The sequence below is a fragment of the Hydrogenophaga sp. genome, from assembly GCF_011772445.1.
Lineage (GTDB): Bacteria > Pseudomonadota > Gammaproteobacteria > Burkholderiales > Burkholderiaceae_C > Hydrogenophaga.
In genome coordinates this window covers 25,843-39,474 of sequence record NZ_WVZN01000006.1, presented here as the reverse complement: position 1 = coordinate 39,474, position 13,632 = coordinate 25,843, and the positions used below count along the sequence as shown (strand labels likewise).

Sequence of the window (13,632 nt, the reverse complement as noted above, 5' to 3'; positions counted from 1 at the left end):
GTTAAAATTCTTGCTTCCCCACCGGAGACAGACCCCCATGAGCAAAGCCTTCGCTTCCCAAGCCGACCTGCAGGACAAGAAGATCACCTTCGAACAGCTCAGCCCGCACTGCTGGGCCTACACCGCCGAAGGCGACCCGAACTCGGGCGTGATCATTGGCGAGAAGTTCATCATGGTCAGCGACGCCACGGCCACGCCCGCCATGGCGCAGGACCTCATCGCGCGCATCCGCGAGGTCAGCGACAAGCCCATCAAGTACGTGCTGCTCACCCACTACCACGCCGTGCGCGTGCTGGGCGCCAGCGCCTACGTGGCCGAAGGCGCCACCGAGGTCATCGCCAGCCGCGGCACCTACGAGCTCATCGTCGAGCGCGGGGCCGAGGACATGCAGAGCGAAATGGAGCGCTTCCCGCGCCTGTTCCGCGGCGCCGACAGCGTGCCCGGCCTGACCTGGCCGACGATGGTCATCGGCGACGGCAAGCCCGGCCGCCAGGGCTCGCTCACCGTGGACCTGGGTGGCGTGAAGGTCGAGATCTGGCACCCCGGCCAGGGCCACACGCGCGGCGACACCATCGCCTGGGTGGAAGACGAGAAGGTGCTGTTCAGTGGCGACCTCGTCGAGTACGAGGCCGGCGTCTACACCGGCGACGCCCAGCTCGAGGAATGGCCCGCCACGCTCGAAGCCCTGCGCGCGCTGAACGCCGAAGCCATCGTGCCCGGCCGCGGCGAAGCCATGAAGGGCAGCGCCGACGTGAACAAGGCGCTGGACTACACCAAGCGCTGGGTCACCACCCTGTTCCAGGCCGGCAAGGAAGCCGTGGCCGGCAACATGGACCTCAAGGCCGCCATGGCCCACACCCGCAAGAGCATGGACCCGGTCTTCGGCCACGTCTTCATCTACGAACACTGCCTGCCCTTCGACGTGAGCCGCGCCTACGACGAAGCCAAGGGCATCAAGAACCCGCGCATCTGGACGGCCGAGCGCGACAAGGAGATGTGGGCCGCCTTGCAGGCCTGAACGCGAAGCGGGCAGGCCTACAAAGCGCACAGCGCGCTGCAGGCCTGAACGCGAAGCGGGCAGGCCTACAAAGCGCCCAGCGCGCTGCAGGCCTGAACGCGCCGCCCGTCTTCGGGCGTCGCCCTTCCGTAAGCCGCCTTCGGGCGGCTTTTTGCTGGCCACCGCTACGATGCGCGCCTGATGCCCTCTACCGATCCCCTGATCCACGCCGCCGCCGACTGGGCCGTCATCGTCGTCTTCGGCGTGGTCTACCTGGGCATGTTCCTCGGCGGCCTGCCGCGTCTGCGGCTCGACCGCTCGGGCGTGGCGCTGCTGGGCGCCGTGGCCGTGATCGCCATCTCGGGCATGGGCGTGGTCGAGGCGGCCGAGGCCGTCGACTTGCCCACCATCCTGCTGCTGTTCGCCTTCATGGTCATCTCGGCGCAAATGCGCCTGGGCGGCTTCTACGCCGCCGTCACGCGCCGCGTGGGCGAACTGCCACTGCCGGACGCCGCCCTGCTGGCCGCGCTGATCGCCGTGGCCGCCGTGCTGTCGGCGGTGTTTTCCAACGACGTCGTCTGCCTGGCCATGACGCCCATCGTGGCGCGCCTGTGCCTGCGCCGCGGCGCCAACCCCTTGCCCTTCCTCATCGGCCTGGCCTGCGCGGCCAACATCGGCTCGGCCGCCACGCTCATCGGCAACCCGCAGAACATGCTGATCGGCTCGGTCATGCGGCTCGACTTCGCCGGCTACGCGCGCGCGGCCCTGGTGCCGGTGCTCATCAGCCTGGTGCTGCTGTGGGGCTGGCTGGTGTGCGTGCCGCACGCGGCGGTGGAGCCGTACCCGGCCAGCGACCGGCGCTCGAACGACCCGCCGCTGGACCTGTGGCAAACCACCAAGGGCCTGGTGGTGGCGGGCGGGCTGATGGGCCTGTTCCTGTTCCGCGACGGCCCGCACGAGGTGATGGCGCTGGTGGGCGCGGCCCTGCTGCTGCTCAGCCGGCGGCTGGCCTCGGCCGAGTTCATGAAGCTGGTGGACTGGCCGCTGCTGATCCTGTTCATGGGCCTGTTCGTGGTGAACCACGCCTTCGAGCAGACCGGCCTGGCGACCGGGGCCGTGGCCTGGCTGGCCGCGCAAGGCGTGCACCTGGTGGAGCCAGGCCCGCTGATGGTGGTGGGCGTGGTGTTGTCCAACCTGGTGTCCAACGTGCCGGCGGTGATGCTGCTGCTGCCGCACCTGTCGGGCGAGCCGGGCGCGGGCGTGCTGCTGGCGCTGGTCACCACCTTTGCGGGCAACCTGCTGCTGGTGGGCTCCATCGCCAACCTCATCGTGGCCGATCTGGCGCGCGCCCAGGGCATCGTCATCGACTGGAAGCGCCACGCCACCGTGGGCGTGCCGGTCACGCTGCTGTCGCTGGGCGTGATCTGGATCTGGCTGCGTTGGGGCGGCTGATTCTTCAGTGCACCGAGGCCAGAAACTGCTGGAGTTCTGGCGTGGCCGGATGGCCGAACAGCTGCTCCGGCGGCCCCATCTCGTGCACGCGTCCCTGGTGCATGAAGATCACCCGGTCGCTCACCTTGCGCGCGAAGTTCATCTCGTGCGTCACCATCAGCAGGGTCATGCCCTCATTGGCCAGTGACTCCACCACCTGCAGCACCTCGCCCACCAGTTCGGGGTCCAGGGCGGACGTGATCTCGTCGCACAGGAGCACGCTGGGCTGCATCGCCAGGGCGCGCGCGATGGCCACGCGCTGTTGCTGGCCGCCCGAGAGTTGATCGGGGTAGGCGTCGAACTTGTCGGCCAGGCCCACGCGCGCCAGCAACTGCTTCGCGCGTTCGATGTTCGGGGCCTCCTGCGCCTTCTTCACCAGCGCGGGCGCCAGCATCACGTTGCGGCCCACGCTCAGGTGCGGGAACAGGTTGAAGTTCTGGAAGATCATGCCCACGTGCTGGCGCAACTCGCGCATGGCGGCGGCGTCCTGGTGGCGCAGCGGCTGACCGTCCACCGTCAGCGAGCCCGACTGGAACACCTCCAGCCCGTTGATGCAGCGCAGCAGCGTGCTCTTGCCCGAGCCGCTCTTGCCGATGATGGCGATCACCTCGCCGCGCTTGACTTTCAGGTCGATGCCCTTGAGCACCTCGTTGGCGCCATAGGCCTTGCGCAGCGCGCCGATGTCGACGATGGCGTGGGGTTCAGCGGCGGACATTCAGTTTCCTTTCGAGCGCACGCGCATACAGGCTCACGGGGAAGCACAGCGCGAAGTACATCAGCGCCACGCAGCTGTAGACGAGGAAGGGCGCGAAGGTGGCGTTGGTGATCATGGTGCCGGCCTTGGTGAGTTCGACGAAGCCGATCACCGAGGCCAGCGCCGTGCCCTTGATGACCTGCACGAGGAAGCCCACGGTGGGCGCGATGGCGATGCGCCGCGCCTGCGGCAGGATCACGTGGCGCAACTGCTCGCCAAAACTCAGCGCCAGGCTTTGCGCGGCCTCCCACTGGCCCTTGGGCACGGCCTCCACGCAGCCGCGCCAGATCTCCACAAGGAAGGCGCTGGTGTACAGCGTGAGCGCGAGCGAGGCCGCGACCCAGGCCGAGGTGTCGAAGCCGAACAGCGCCAGGCCGAAGTAGGCGAGGAACAGTTGCATCAGCAGCGGCGTGCCCTGGAAGAGCTGCACATAGCCCTTGACGAAGGCCGTGGCGCCAGGCCAGCGCGCGGTGCGCGCCACCAGCAGCAAGAGGCCCACGAGGCCACCGCCGACGAAGGCGATCAGGGAGAGCACGACGGTCCAGCGCGCGGCCAGCAGCAGGTTGCGCACGATGTCCCAGAGGGAAAAGTCAACCACGGCGGCCACCCCCGAAGATGAAGCGCGGCCCCAGCCAGTTGAGCAAGGCGCGCACGCCCATGGACAACAGCAGGTACAGCGCGGTGGCCACGATGAAGGCCTCGAAGGCGCGGAAGTTGCGGCTCTGGATCAGGTTGGCCGCGTAGCTCAGCTCCTCGGTGGCGATCTGCCCGCACACGGCCGAGCCCAGCATCACGATGATGATCTGGCTGGTGAGCGCGGGCCAGACCTTGCGCAGCGCCGGCGGCAGCACCACGTGCACGAAGGTCTGCGCGCGCGAGAGCGCCAGGCTGGCCGCGGCCTCGAACTGGCCGCGTGGCGTGGCCTCCACGCCGGCGCGCACGATCTCGGCCGCGTAGGCGCCGAGGTTGATCACCATGGCGATCACCGAGGCGAGTTCCGGCGTGAGCTTCACGCCCGCCGCCGGCAGGCCGAAGAACACGAAGAACAGTTGCACGATGAAGGGCGTGTTGCGGATCAGTTCCACGTAGGCGGCCGCGAGCCAGCCCAGCGCCGCCGGCCCTTCGGTGCGCGCCCAGGCGCAGGCCACGCCCAGCGCCACGCCCAGCACGGCCGATACGGCGGTGAGGCCGAGCGTCCAGGCCATGCCCTTGACCAGCAGCGGCCACTGCGCAAGCACGGCCCAGAAGTCGAGTTCGATGCCCATGGTGGCGAGGCCTCGGTGGTGGTGTCAGGCGCTCACTCGGGCAGCGTGCCGGCGGGGCGGCCCAGCCACTTCTTCGCCAGCGCGTCGAGCTCGCCCGCCTTCTTGGCCGCGAGCACGATCTCGTTCACCTTGGTGCGCAGCGCGTCCTCGCCCTTGGCCACGCCGATGAAGTTGGGGCTGTCTTTCAGCAGCAGCTTGTACTCGGCGCCCAGGGCCGGGTTGCGCTTGATCATGTTGTCGGCCACGGACACACCGGTGGCGATGAACTGCGTCTGCCCCGACACAAAGGCCGAGACCGTGGCGTTGTTGTCCTCGAAGCGCTTGATGTCGGTGTTGGCCGGTGCCACCTTGCTCAGTTCCTGGTCTTCGATGGCGCCGCGCGTGACGGCGATGCTCTTGCCGCCCAGGCCGTTGAAGTCGGCCAGCGCCGCGCCCTTGGGCCCGTATACGGCCTGGAAGAAGGGCGAGTAGGCGACGGTGAAGTCGATCACCTTCTCGCGCTCCGGGTTCTTGCCCAGGGTGGAGATCACCAGGTCGGCCTTCTTGGTCTGCAGGTAGGGAATGCGGTTGGCGCTGGTCACCGGCACCAGCTCCACCTTCACGCCGAGCTTGCTGGCGATCAGGTTGGCGGTGTCCACGTCCAGGCCCTGCGGTTTCAGGTCGATGCCGACGAAGCCGTAGGGCGGGAAGTCGGTGGGCACGGCAATCTTGATCAGCTTGGCCTTCATCACGCCGTCGAGTGCCGCCTGTGCCTGCGCGTGGCCGGCGGCGACGGTGGCGGCCAGGGCCGCGGAGAGGAGGACGAGGCGGCGTTTCGTGAAATTCATAACAAGGCTCCTAGGTAGGTTTCGCGGTCGGGTGAGGGGGGTTTGCGGGGCTTGCGCGTGCCGGTGGCGGGCGGTGCGGATTCGCCGACGGGGGCCAGCGCTTCGCGCAGATCGGCCAGCGGGTCGGCCGGCGCGCCCAGGCGCAGCGCGGCCTGCACCTGGCCGATGTGCGTTTCCATCAGACGCTCGGCGGCGGCCACGTCGCCGCGTTCCAGGGCCTCGACGATCTGCACGTGGTCGGCACAGGACTGCACGGCGTCGTGCGTGCTCTGGTAGAGCATGGCGATGAGGGTGGTGCGCGCGGTGAAGTCGCGCAGGGTCTCTGCCAGCAACTGGTTGCCCAGGCACTCGGCCAGGCACACGTGGAAATCGCCCAGCAGGTAGCTGCGCTGGCCCACGTCATCGCCCTGCAGGGCGGCCTGCTCCTGGCGAATGTGCTGGCGCAGGCGCTTGAGCGCGGCCTTGTCCACGCGCCCGTTGCTGCGGATCAGGCCGGTCTCGATCACGCGGCGCGCCTCGAAGGCCTCGCGCGCCTCGGCATGCGAGGGTTGCACCACGTACCAGCCGCGGCGCGAACTCACGGTGACGATGCCGCGCGCGGCCAGGCGCACCAGGGCCTCGCGCACCAGGGTGCGGCTGCAGTCGAACAGCATCGACAGGTTCTGTTCGCCCAGGCGCGTGCCGGGTGCCAGGCGCTGCGCCAGGATGGCGGCGACGATGCGTTGGGCGATGTCGGTTGGGCTGACCATGGCCGGTGCACATGCCAGATCCGTGCCATGGCCATATCAGTCTTGTATGCAAGGCTGGTGCACCGACGATGTGCACGCGCGTGTCATGGCGGTGCGCGGCGCGCACCAGAAGGTGATGGCCCGAGGCTCAGCGCTGCGCGCTGAGTGTTTCCATGTCGCGCTGGTAGCCCTGCAGCTCGCGCACGGCATATTGGCGCTGCGCGGGCGTGGTGCTGTTGTGCAAGGCGGCGAACTGCGCGCAGCCGTGGCGCACACTGGCCTCGCTCTGCGCCTGGTAACCCGGCGTGGGCGAGCGCTGCAGCCGCTCCAGATGGGCGCGCAGGGCGACCCGGGCCTGCGCGGGCTCGGCCTGGACGCGGCGCAGGGTCTGCAGCAGGTCGGCCTGGCGGCGCTGGCGCTCGGCCTGCGTGCGCTGCGGCTCCCAGGGCGATTCGCTCAGCCAGCGCCGCAGCAGCTCACGCTGCGGCGCGCTGAGCGTGCCGTAGAAGCGCTCGCTGCGCGACACCGCGGTGTCGAGCCGCCGCTGCAGGCGCTGTTCGGGCGTGCCGCGCAGGAAGTCGCGCTCGAACTCCTCGTTGCTGCGCGCCTGGCGGCGCTGCAGCTGCTCCAGTTGCGCGGGGCTCAGCCCGGGCGCCAGGCGCGCGAAGGGATCGATCAGGCGCTCGCCCGCGGCATTCAGGCGCGCCCGCACCACCTCGAACTGCGCACAGGCCTCGTCGGCCGTGAGGTCGCGCGTCGCCATGCCCTGCCATTGGCGCAACAGGTCCGCCACGGCGGGCAGCTCCTCGCGCCGGTGCCAGGCGAAGAAGGCGTCGATGTCGCCACGCACCTGCTCGGACTGCGCGTCGTCGAAGTCGAAGTGGCTGTCCAGCCACCAGTAGCTGAACTGGGGCGCCTGGTTGTAGGCGAAGCGCGCGGCGGTGCAGGCGGCCAGCAGCGCCGCCAGGGCGAGCACCAGCAAGGCGCGGGCGATAATCCGCCGCGTTCCGGCGCCGCCCCCCTGGCCGCGCTCGGTGTACGCGAAAGAGGTGTTCATGTCGTTACCGGTGGATGTGGTGGTGATGGCCGCGGGCAAGGGCACCCGCATGAAGAGCCAGCGGCCCAAAGTGTTGCACCGTCTGGGCGGCCGCGCGCTGGCGCAGCACGTGATCGATTGCGCCGCGGGGTTATCGGCCCGCTCGGTGGTGGTCATCACGGGGCACGGCGCGGCGCAGGTGGAAGTCGGGCTGAAGGCACCCGCCACCACGGCGCTGCGCTTCGTGCGCCAGGAGCCGCAACTGGGCACCGGTCACGCCGTGCAGCAGGCGGTGCCCGTGCTGGCCGACAACGGCCTAACCCTGGTGCTCTCGGGCGACGTGCCGCTCACGCGCCCCGACACCCTGCAGGCGCTCATCGACCTGAGCGCGGGCGAGCACCTGGCCCTGCTCACGCTGGACCTGCCCGACCCCACGGGCTATGGCCGCGTGGTGCGAGACGACGGTGGCGCCGTGCGCGCCATCGTCGAGCACAAGGACGCGAGTGAGGCGCAGCGCGGCATCACCGAGATCTACAGCGGCATCATGGCCGTTCCCACGCGCCTGCTGCGTGGCTGGCTCGCGCGCCTGGACAACCGCAACGCCCAGGCCGAGTACTACCTGACCGACGTGGTGAAGTTCGCCGTGGCCGATGGCTGCGCCGTCAGGGCCCACCGCATCGGCGACGCCGTGCAGGTGGCCGGCGTCAACAGCCCGCAGCAACTGGCCGAACTCGAGCGCGCCTACCAACTGCGGCTGGCGAACCAATTCATGGTGGACGGCGTGCGCCTGGCCGACCCGGCGCGCTTCGACGTGCGCGGCGAACTGGTCTGCGGTCAGGATGTCGAGATCGACGTCAACTGTGTCTTCGAGGGCCGCGTCGAGCTCGGCGATGGCGTGCGCATCGGCGCGAACTGCGTCATCGCCAACGCACGCATCGAAGCCGGCGCGGTGATCCACCCCTTCACCCACGTCGACGGTGAAGCGGCCGGCGTGCGCGTGGGCGCCGGTGCGCTGGTGGGCCCCTTCGCGCGCCTTCGCCCCGGCGCCGACCTGGGCGCCGAGGTGCACATCGGCAACTTCGTCGAGGTGAAGAACAGCACGATGGGCGCGGGCGCCAAGGCCAATCACCTGGCCTACCTGGGCGACGCCACCGTGGGCGAGCGCGTCAACTACGGCGCCGGCAGCATCACCGCCAACTACGATGGCGCCAACAAGCACCGCACCGTGATCGAGGCCGACGTGCACGTGGGCAGCAACTGCGTGCTGGTGGCGCCGGTCACCATCGGCGCGGGCGGCACCGTGGGCGCAGGCTCCACCATCACCAAGAGCACCGAGCCTGGCGCCCTGGCCGTGGCACGGGGACGCCAGGCCAGCATCGCGGGCTGGCAGCGGCCGCAGAAGGTGAAGAAGGCGCCTTGAGTGCGCCATATCTCTCACAGGGATAAACCAACTTTATTTCTGTGAAAGATAAACCTTGAATATCCATCAGGCTGATAAACTGGGGGTATCTGCATGACAGGTATCTGCCCATGTCGCTTTCCCAGCCCTTGTCCACGGCCCCCCAACTCGGGCAGTTGCTCAGGTCCGCGCGCAAGCTCAAGGGCCTGACGCAGGCCCAGGTGGCGGAACGACTGAACCTCAGCCAAAGCCGCGTTTCCACGCTCGAACTCGACCCCTCCAGCCTGAGCGCGTTGCAACTCATGGCCTGGTGCTCGATCGTGGGCCTGGAGTTGCTGGTGGGGGAGAAACCCGGCGCGGCGAGCGGCGACGGATCGGTGTGGTGATGGGCCGTCGTTCGCACACCCAGTCCCTTTCCATCTGGGCCAACGGCCTGCGCGTGGGCACGTGGTCGGTCGACGGCCGAGGCCTGCATGCCCTCAGATACGACCCCGACTGGGTCCAATCCCCTTCAGGACGTCCCCTGTCCTTGTCTCTGCCGTTCCTGCGGGGCGATCAGCCGCACACCGGCAGGACCGTGCGCAACTACTTCGACAACCTCCTTCCGGACAGCGAGGACATCCGCAAGCGTCTGGCGACCCGTTTCAGGACGGGGGGTGTGGATACCTTCGATCTGCTCAAGGCCATCGGTCGCGACTGCGTGGGTGCGGTCCAGTTGCTGGGCGAGGACGAGGTGCCGCAAGACACCGGCAGCGTCCGGGGCGTGCCGATGTCCGATCAGGGGATCGAGGCGCTGCTGTTGGCCGCCGTGTCTTCTTCACCGGTGGCGCGGCATCAGGACCTGGAGCCTGAGCTGCGCATCTCGCTGGCCGGCACGCAGGACAAGACGGCCTTGCTGCGTTGGGAGGGCCGATGGATGCTGCCTCGGGGATCCACGCCGACGACCCACATCCTCAAGCCGTCCCTGGGCCACGTCGGGTCGAGAAAGGTCGACTTCACGCGATCCGTCGACAACGAGTGGCTCTGCCTTCGCCTGCTGCGCGCCTTTGGCCTGCCGGCCGCGGTGGCCCGCATCGAAACCTTCGAATCCCAACGCGTGCTCGCTGTGGAGCGCTTCGATCGGCGCGCGAGTGCCGATGGCCGTCAACTGCTGCGTCTGCCACAAGAGGACTTTTGCCAGGTCGAAGGGCGCTCGTCGCTGGAGAAGTACGAAAGCGAGGGGGGCCCCGGACTGGTCGACATCGCACGCACGCTGCACGGTTCGATCGATGCGCGGGAAGACTTGCGCACCCTGCTGAAGGCCCAACTGCTGTTCTGGATGTTGCGCGCGCCCGATCAGCATGCCAAGAACTTCAGCCTCTTTCTGCTGCCCCGGGGCCGTTACCGGCTCACGCCGCTGTACGACGTGCTCTCGGCCTGGCCGGTGATGGGAGACGGCGCCAACCAATGGCACCGGCGGGACGTGAAGCTGGCCATGGCCCTGCAGGGCAAGAGCAAACATGACGGGATGGACCACATCCTGCGTCGGCACTTCAACAGCACGGCGCGCCAGCTTGGGTTTGGCAAGGACATGGAGCCTGTCATCGAGGAAGTCCTCGACCGGGTGCCGGGGGCCATCGATGAAACGCAAACGGACCTGCCGCCGGACCTGTCGCCGCCCGTGGTGGCCTGCATCTTCGAGGGTTTGCGTGTCAGCGCCGACGCCTTGCGTCAGCAGCCGCCCGATTGAAGCAGCGAGGGCTCAGCGCCCGCCCCGCACGTCGAAGGAACTGCCGTCGTAGCGGCTGTCGGGGCTGCTGCCGTTGCGGCGCTTCTGCTCGCGCGGCTTGAGCTCGTCTTCCAGGTCCATCAGGCCGCTCAGGCCCAGCACCTCGGAGTCGCGGTAGCCCGAGCGCGCGTACTGGTGGTCGAAACCCGACATCTGCGTTTCGAGTTGCTGCATGACGCTGTCGCGGTCGTCGGCGGGCTTGGCCGCCGGGGCCTTGGGCTTGGGCAGTTCCACCAGGTTGAGCTGCTCGCGGAATTCGGCCGGCGAGGGCATGCGGTGGATGCCGTTCTTCAGGAACACGAAGCGCACGCCGGCGGTCTTGAGAATGCGGTTCTTCACCTTCACGCGCTGGGCCTTGGCCTCGGCGTTGCTCAGGTGGTACTGCTCGATGTCGAAGGCGAAGATGGGGCGGCCGTCAGGGGCGCAGACCACGAAATCCACGCGGTGCTCGCGCAGGCGGTCCTTGGCGGCCTTCTTGCTCGCGGCCCGGCGCACCGACAGCATCTGGGCGAGGTTGATGTTGGGCAGCACCACCTGGCCAGGAAAGGTGTCCTGCAGGTAGTCGAGCATGGCCACCTGCTCGGTCGAGAGGATGCGCTCGGGCGCGAAGCGGTCGTCCCGCCCGTCGTCTTGCGATCGCATGAACCGCAGGTAGAGCCAGACACACAGCACCAGCACCACCGCGGCGATCACCGATCCGATCACCATCATGTCCATGAAACCTCCTGGAGAGCTGCCGCTTTTTTGAGCAAGCGGGCGATTGTATGAGGTTGTAACAGGCTCGGGGGCCCGTCAATACCGCGTCTCCCCAACGTTTGCAGAAGTGTGCGTTTTGCAATTCTGCGAAGGGGCTATTTAAGCCATTCGGTCACTGCGATCGACTGAGCGGCAGGCTGGGATGGAACTTGGCGCAACGGGTGCTGAAGAAGCCCTTGACGTTTCGCACGTTCGCGTCGCCGGTGAAGAGGCGCTGGGTGAGCGCGAGGTAGTCGGGCATGTCGGTGCAGCGCACGATCAGCACGAAATCGGGCCCGGGACTCACGCGGTAGCACTGCTGCACGCGCGGCTCGGCCACGGCGCGCGCCTCGAAGGCGTCCAGCGCGTCGGCGCCCTGGCGCTCCAGGCCGATCTCGACCACCGCGGTGAGGCCGTGGCCCAGCAGCGGCGCCAAGCGGTCGGCGTCCAGGAGCGCCACCTCGCGCGCGATGAATCCGCGCTCGCGCAGGCGCTTGACGCGGCGCAGGCAGGTGGGCGGCGAGAGGTGGGCGCGCTCGGCCAGGGCCTGGTTGCTGAGCGAGGCGTCCTCTTGCAGCAGATCGAGCAGGCGCAGATCGATGGCATCCAGTTCGAAAGATTCCATGAATCGATCTTACGTGAAATATTCAGTCAAATCGCAAGAAACATGATTAAAAAGATCAGATTTCGTTGAATTTTGACCATTCATTTCATCCTGGCTTCACTAGCATTCGCCCACTTTCACATTTCAGGAGCAATCACATGTGCGGCATCGTGGCGGGGGTTTCGGGGCGCGACATCGTGCCCGTGCTGGTTCAGGGCCTGCAGCGGCTGGAGTACCGCGGCTATGACTCCTGCGGCGTGGCCGTGCACAGCGACGGCCTCAAGCGCGCGCGCAGCACGGCCCGCGTGGCCGAACTGGGCCAGCAGGTGCAGGCCGAACACATCGCCAGCGGCACCGGCATCGCGCACACGCGCTGGGCCACGCACGGTGCGCCAGCGGTGCACAACGCACACCCGCACTTCAGCCACGGACCGGGGGCGCAGAGCGGTTCGGCCGGGCGCGTGGCGCTTGTGCACAACGGCATCATCGAAAACCACGACGAGTTGCGCGCCGCCTTGCAGGCCAAGGGCTACGTGTTCGAGAGCCAGACCGACACCGAAGTCATCGCCCACCTCATCGATTCGCTCTACGAGGGCGATGTCTTCGCGGCCCTCACCGCCGCCGTGGCGCAACTGCATGGCGCCTATGCGTTGGCGGTCTTCCACAAGGACGAACCGCACCGCGTGGTGGGCGCGCGCGCGGGCTCGCCACTGGTGCTGGGCGTGGGCGCAGAGGGCGGCGAGCACTTCCTGGCCAGCGACGCCATGGCGCTGGCGGGCGTGACCGACCAGATCGTGTACCTGGAAGAGGGTGACCTGGTGGACCTGCAGATGGGCCGCTACTGGATCACCGACGCCGGCGGCCGTTCGCTCGACGCCGCGCAGCGCCCTGTGCGCACCGTGCACGCGCACAGCGGCGCAGCCGAACTGGGCCCCTACCGCCACTACATGCAGAAGGAGATCTTCGAGCAGCCGCGCGCCATCGCCGACACGCTCGAAGGCGTGGCCGGCGTCACGCCGGAGCTCTTCGGCGACGGCGCGCACCGCGTGTTCAAGAACGTGGACCGCGTGCTCATCCTGGCCTGCGGCACCAGTTACTACAGCGGTTGCACGGCCAAGTACTGGCTGGAATCCATCGCGAAGATTCCCACGCAGGTGGAGGTGGCCAGCGAGTACCGCTACCGCACCAGCGTGCCCGATCCGCGCACGCTGGTGGTGACGATCAGCCAGAGCGGCGAGACCGCCGACACCCTGGCCGCGCTGCGCCACGCGCAAAGCCTGGGCATGCAGGAAACGCTGACCATCTGCAACGTCTCCACCAGCGCCATGGTGCGCGAGTGCAAGCTGGCCTACATCACGCGCGCGGGCGTCGAGATCGGCGTGGCCTCCACCAAGGCCTTCACCACCCAGCTCGCGGGCCTGTTCCTGCTGACGCTGGCGCTGGCCCAGGTGCGCGGGCACCTGAGCGAAGAAGAAGAGGGTGAGCACCTCAAGCGCATGCGTCACCTGCCCGTGGCCCTGCAGGCTGTGCTCGCGCTGGAGCCGCAGGTCATCAGCTGGGCCGAGGACTTCGCGCGCATGGACAACGCGCTGTTCCTCGGACGCGGATTGCACTACCCGATCGCTCTGGAGGGCGCGCTGAAGCTGAAGGAAATCAGCTACATCCACGCCGAGGCCTACCCGGCGGGCGAACTCAAGCACGGCCCGCTGGCCCTGGTGACGGCCGCCATGCCGGTGGTGACCGTGGCGCCCAACGACACCCTGCTGGAAAAGCTCAAAAGCAACATGCAGGAGGTGCGAGCCCGCGGCGGCGTGCTCTACGTGCTCGCCGACGCCGACACGCGCATCGCCAGCAGCGAGGGCATCCACGTCATCCGCATGCCCGAGCACTACGGTGCGCTCTCGCCCATCCTGCACGTGGTGCCGCTGCAATTGCTGGCGTACCACACGGCGCTGGCCAAGGGCACGGACGTCGACAAGCCGAGGAACCTGGCGAAGAGCGTGACGGTGGAGTGAGGGCCCGGGTCGC

14 protein-coding genes are annotated in these 13,632 nt (G+C 68.3%); 6 read left to right on the top strand and 8 right to left on the bottom strand.

Annotation, left to right across the window (positions count from 1 at the left end):
- The first annotated feature begins 37 nt into the window (after positions 1 to 37).
- Together GTO19_RS02910 and GTO19_RS02905 are read left to right on the top strand one after the other, a co-directional pair.
- The gene (locus GTO19_RS02910; protein WP_291018354.1) at positions 38 to 1,018 is read left to right on the top strand and encodes an MBL fold metallo-hydrolase; all 981 of its coding nucleotides are present in this window, start codon (positions 38 to 40) and stop codon (positions 1,016 to 1,018) included.
- A gap of 180 nt (positions 1,019 to 1,198) precedes the next feature.
- Positions 1,199 to 2,449 (top strand): SLC13 family permease, encoded by a 1,251-nt coding sequence (locus tag GTO19_RS02905; RefSeq protein WP_291018351.1) that lies wholly within the window; start codon positions 1,199 to 1,201, stop codon positions 2,447 to 2,449.
- A gap of 4 nt (positions 2,450 to 2,453) precedes the next feature.
- Here GTO19_RS02905 and GTO19_RS02900 read toward each other — a convergent pair whose 3' ends face one another.
- From GTO19_RS02900 to GTO19_RS02875, 6 genes are all read right to left on the bottom strand, one after another.
- Complete coding sequence (locus tag GTO19_RS02900) at positions 2,454 to 3,203, bottom strand: amino acid ABC transporter ATP-binding protein (protein WP_291018347.1); 750 nt, start codon at positions 3,201 to 3,203, stop codon at positions 2,454 to 2,456.
- Positions 3,190 to 3,840, bottom strand: coding sequence for an amino acid ABC transporter permease (locus GTO19_RS02895; protein WP_291018344.1), 651 nt, complete (start codon positions 3,838 to 3,840; stop codon positions 3,190 to 3,192). The genes GTO19_RS02900 and GTO19_RS02895 overlap by 14 nt, the downstream gene beginning before the upstream one ends.
- Positions 3,833 to 4,507 carry an amino acid ABC transporter permease gene (locus GTO19_RS02890; RefSeq protein ID WP_291018342.1) on the bottom strand — a complete coding sequence of 225 codons (675 nt, stop codon included), beginning with the start codon at positions 4,505 to 4,507 and terminating at the stop codon, positions 3,833 to 3,835. The genes GTO19_RS02895 and GTO19_RS02890 overlap by 8 nt, the downstream gene beginning before the upstream one ends.
- A gap of 32 nt (positions 4,508 to 4,539) precedes the next feature.
- Positions 4,540 to 5,334 carry a transporter substrate-binding domain-containing protein gene (locus GTO19_RS02885; RefSeq protein WP_291018340.1) on the bottom strand — a complete coding sequence of 265 codons (795 nt, stop codon included), beginning with the start codon at positions 5,332 to 5,334 and terminating at the stop codon, positions 4,540 to 4,542.
- Complete coding sequence (locus GTO19_RS02880) at positions 5,331 to 6,083, bottom strand: GntR family transcriptional regulator (protein ID WP_291018338.1); 753 nt, start codon at positions 6,081 to 6,083, stop codon at positions 5,331 to 5,333. Before GTO19_RS02880 ends, GTO19_RS02885 begins: the two co-directional genes overlap by 4 nt.
- Positions 6,084 to 6,210: 127 nt before the next feature.
- On the bottom strand, positions 6,211 to 7,119 hold the full coding sequence (locus GTO19_RS02875) for a DUF6279 family lipoprotein (RefSeq protein ID WP_291018336.1): 909 nt from the start codon (positions 7,117 to 7,119) through the stop codon (positions 6,211 to 6,213).
- Here GTO19_RS02875 and glmU point away from each other — a divergent pair.
- The 3 genes from glmU to GTO19_RS02860 all read left to right on the top strand — a co-directional run bounded on the left by glmU (position 7,118) and on the right by GTO19_RS02860 (position 10,226).
- On the top strand, positions 7,118 to 8,518 hold the full coding sequence (glmU, locus tag GTO19_RS02870) for a bifunctional UDP-N-acetylglucosamine diphosphorylase/glucosamine-1-phosphate N-acetyltransferase GlmU (RefSeq protein WP_291018334.1): 1,401 nt from the start codon (positions 7,118 to 7,120) through the stop codon (positions 8,516 to 8,518). The two genes, GTO19_RS02875 and glmU, sit on opposite strands and share 2 nt — an antisense overlap.
- Before the next feature lie 110 nt (positions 8,519 to 8,628).
- Positions 8,629 to 8,883, top strand: a complete 255-nt coding sequence (locus tag GTO19_RS02865; protein ID WP_291018332.1) for a helix-turn-helix transcriptional regulator — start codon at positions 8,629 to 8,631, stop codon at positions 8,881 to 8,883.
- The gene (locus GTO19_RS02860) at positions 8,883 to 10,226 is read left to right on the top strand and encodes a type II toxin-antitoxin system HipA family toxin (protein WP_291025845.1); all 1,344 of its coding nucleotides are present in this window, start codon (positions 8,883 to 8,885) and stop codon (positions 10,224 to 10,226) included. The genes GTO19_RS02865 and GTO19_RS02860 overlap by 1 nt, the downstream gene beginning before the upstream one ends.
- 12 nt (positions 10,227 to 10,238) lie before the next feature.
- Here GTO19_RS02860 and GTO19_RS02855 read toward each other — a convergent pair whose 3' ends face one another.
- Both GTO19_RS02855 and GTO19_RS02850 read right to left on the bottom strand, forming a co-directional pair.
- Positions 10,239 to 10,982, bottom strand: a complete 744-nt coding sequence (locus GTO19_RS02855) for a DUF2726 domain-containing protein (RefSeq protein ID WP_291018327.1) — start codon at positions 10,980 to 10,982, stop codon at positions 10,239 to 10,241.
- Between the two features lie 151 nt (positions 10,983 to 11,133).
- Positions 11,134 to 11,625 (bottom strand): Lrp/AsnC family transcriptional regulator, encoded by a 492-nt coding sequence (locus tag GTO19_RS02850; RefSeq protein ID WP_291018325.1) that lies wholly within the window; start codon positions 11,623 to 11,625, stop codon positions 11,134 to 11,136.
- A gap of 137 nt (positions 11,626 to 11,762) precedes the next feature.
- Between GTO19_RS02850 and glmS the strand changes: the two genes are divergently transcribed.
- Positions 11,763 to 13,619, top strand: coding sequence for a glutamine--fructose-6-phosphate transaminase (isomerizing) (glmS, locus tag GTO19_RS02845; protein ID WP_291018323.1), 1,857 nt, complete (start codon positions 11,763 to 11,765; stop codon positions 13,617 to 13,619).
- Positions 13,620 to 13,632: the final 13 nt, after the last annotated feature.

Excerpts from the sequence above, each read along its gene's own strand:
- GTO19_RS02910 (WP_291018354.1), top strand. The coding sequence starts at position 38 with ATGAGCAAAGCCTTCGCTTCCCAAGCCGACCTGCAGGACAAGAAGATC.
- GTO19_RS02905 (WP_291018351.1), top strand. The coding sequence starts at position 1,199 with ATGCCCTCTACCGATCCCCTGATCCACGCCGCCGCCGACTGGGCCGTC.
- GTO19_RS02900 (WP_291018347.1), bottom strand. The coding sequence starts at position 3,203 with ATGTCCGCCGCTGAACCCCACGCCATCGTCGACATCGGCGCGCTGCGC.
- GTO19_RS02890 (WP_291018342.1), bottom strand. The coding sequence starts at position 4,507 with ATGGGCATCGAACTCGACTTCTGGGCCGTGCTTGCGCAGTGGCCGCTG.
- GTO19_RS02885 (WP_291018340.1), bottom strand. The coding sequence starts at position 5,334 with ATGAATTTCACGAAACGCCGCCTCGTCCTCCTCTCCGCGGCCCTGGCC.
- GTO19_RS02880 (WP_291018338.1), bottom strand. The coding sequence starts at position 6,083 with ATGGTCAGCCCAACCGACATCGCCCAACGCATCGTCGCCGCCATCCTG.
- glmU (WP_291018334.1), top strand. The coding sequence starts at position 7,118 with ATGTCGTTACCGGTGGATGTGGTGGTGATGGCCGCGGGCAAGGGCACC.
- GTO19_RS02875 (WP_291018336.1), bottom strand. The coding sequence starts at position 7,119 with ATGAACACCTCTTTCGCGTACACCGAGCGCGGCCAGGGGGGCGGCGCC.
- GTO19_RS02865 (WP_291018332.1), top strand. The coding sequence starts at position 8,629 with ATGTCGCTTTCCCAGCCCTTGTCCACGGCCCCCCAACTCGGGCAGTTG.
- GTO19_RS02860 (WP_291025845.1), top strand. The coding sequence starts at position 8,883 with ATGGGCCGTCGTTCGCACACCCAGTCCCTTTCCATCTGGGCCAACGGC.
- GTO19_RS02855 (WP_291018327.1), bottom strand. The coding sequence starts at position 10,982 with ATGGACATGATGGTGATCGGATCGGTGATCGCCGCGGTGGTGCTGGTG.
- GTO19_RS02850 (WP_291018325.1), bottom strand. The coding sequence starts at position 11,625 with ATGGAATCTTTCGAACTGGATGCCATCGATCTGCGCCTGCTCGATCTG.
- glmS (WP_291018323.1), top strand. The coding sequence starts at position 11,763 with ATGTGCGGCATCGTGGCGGGGGTTTCGGGGCGCGACATCGTGCCCGTG.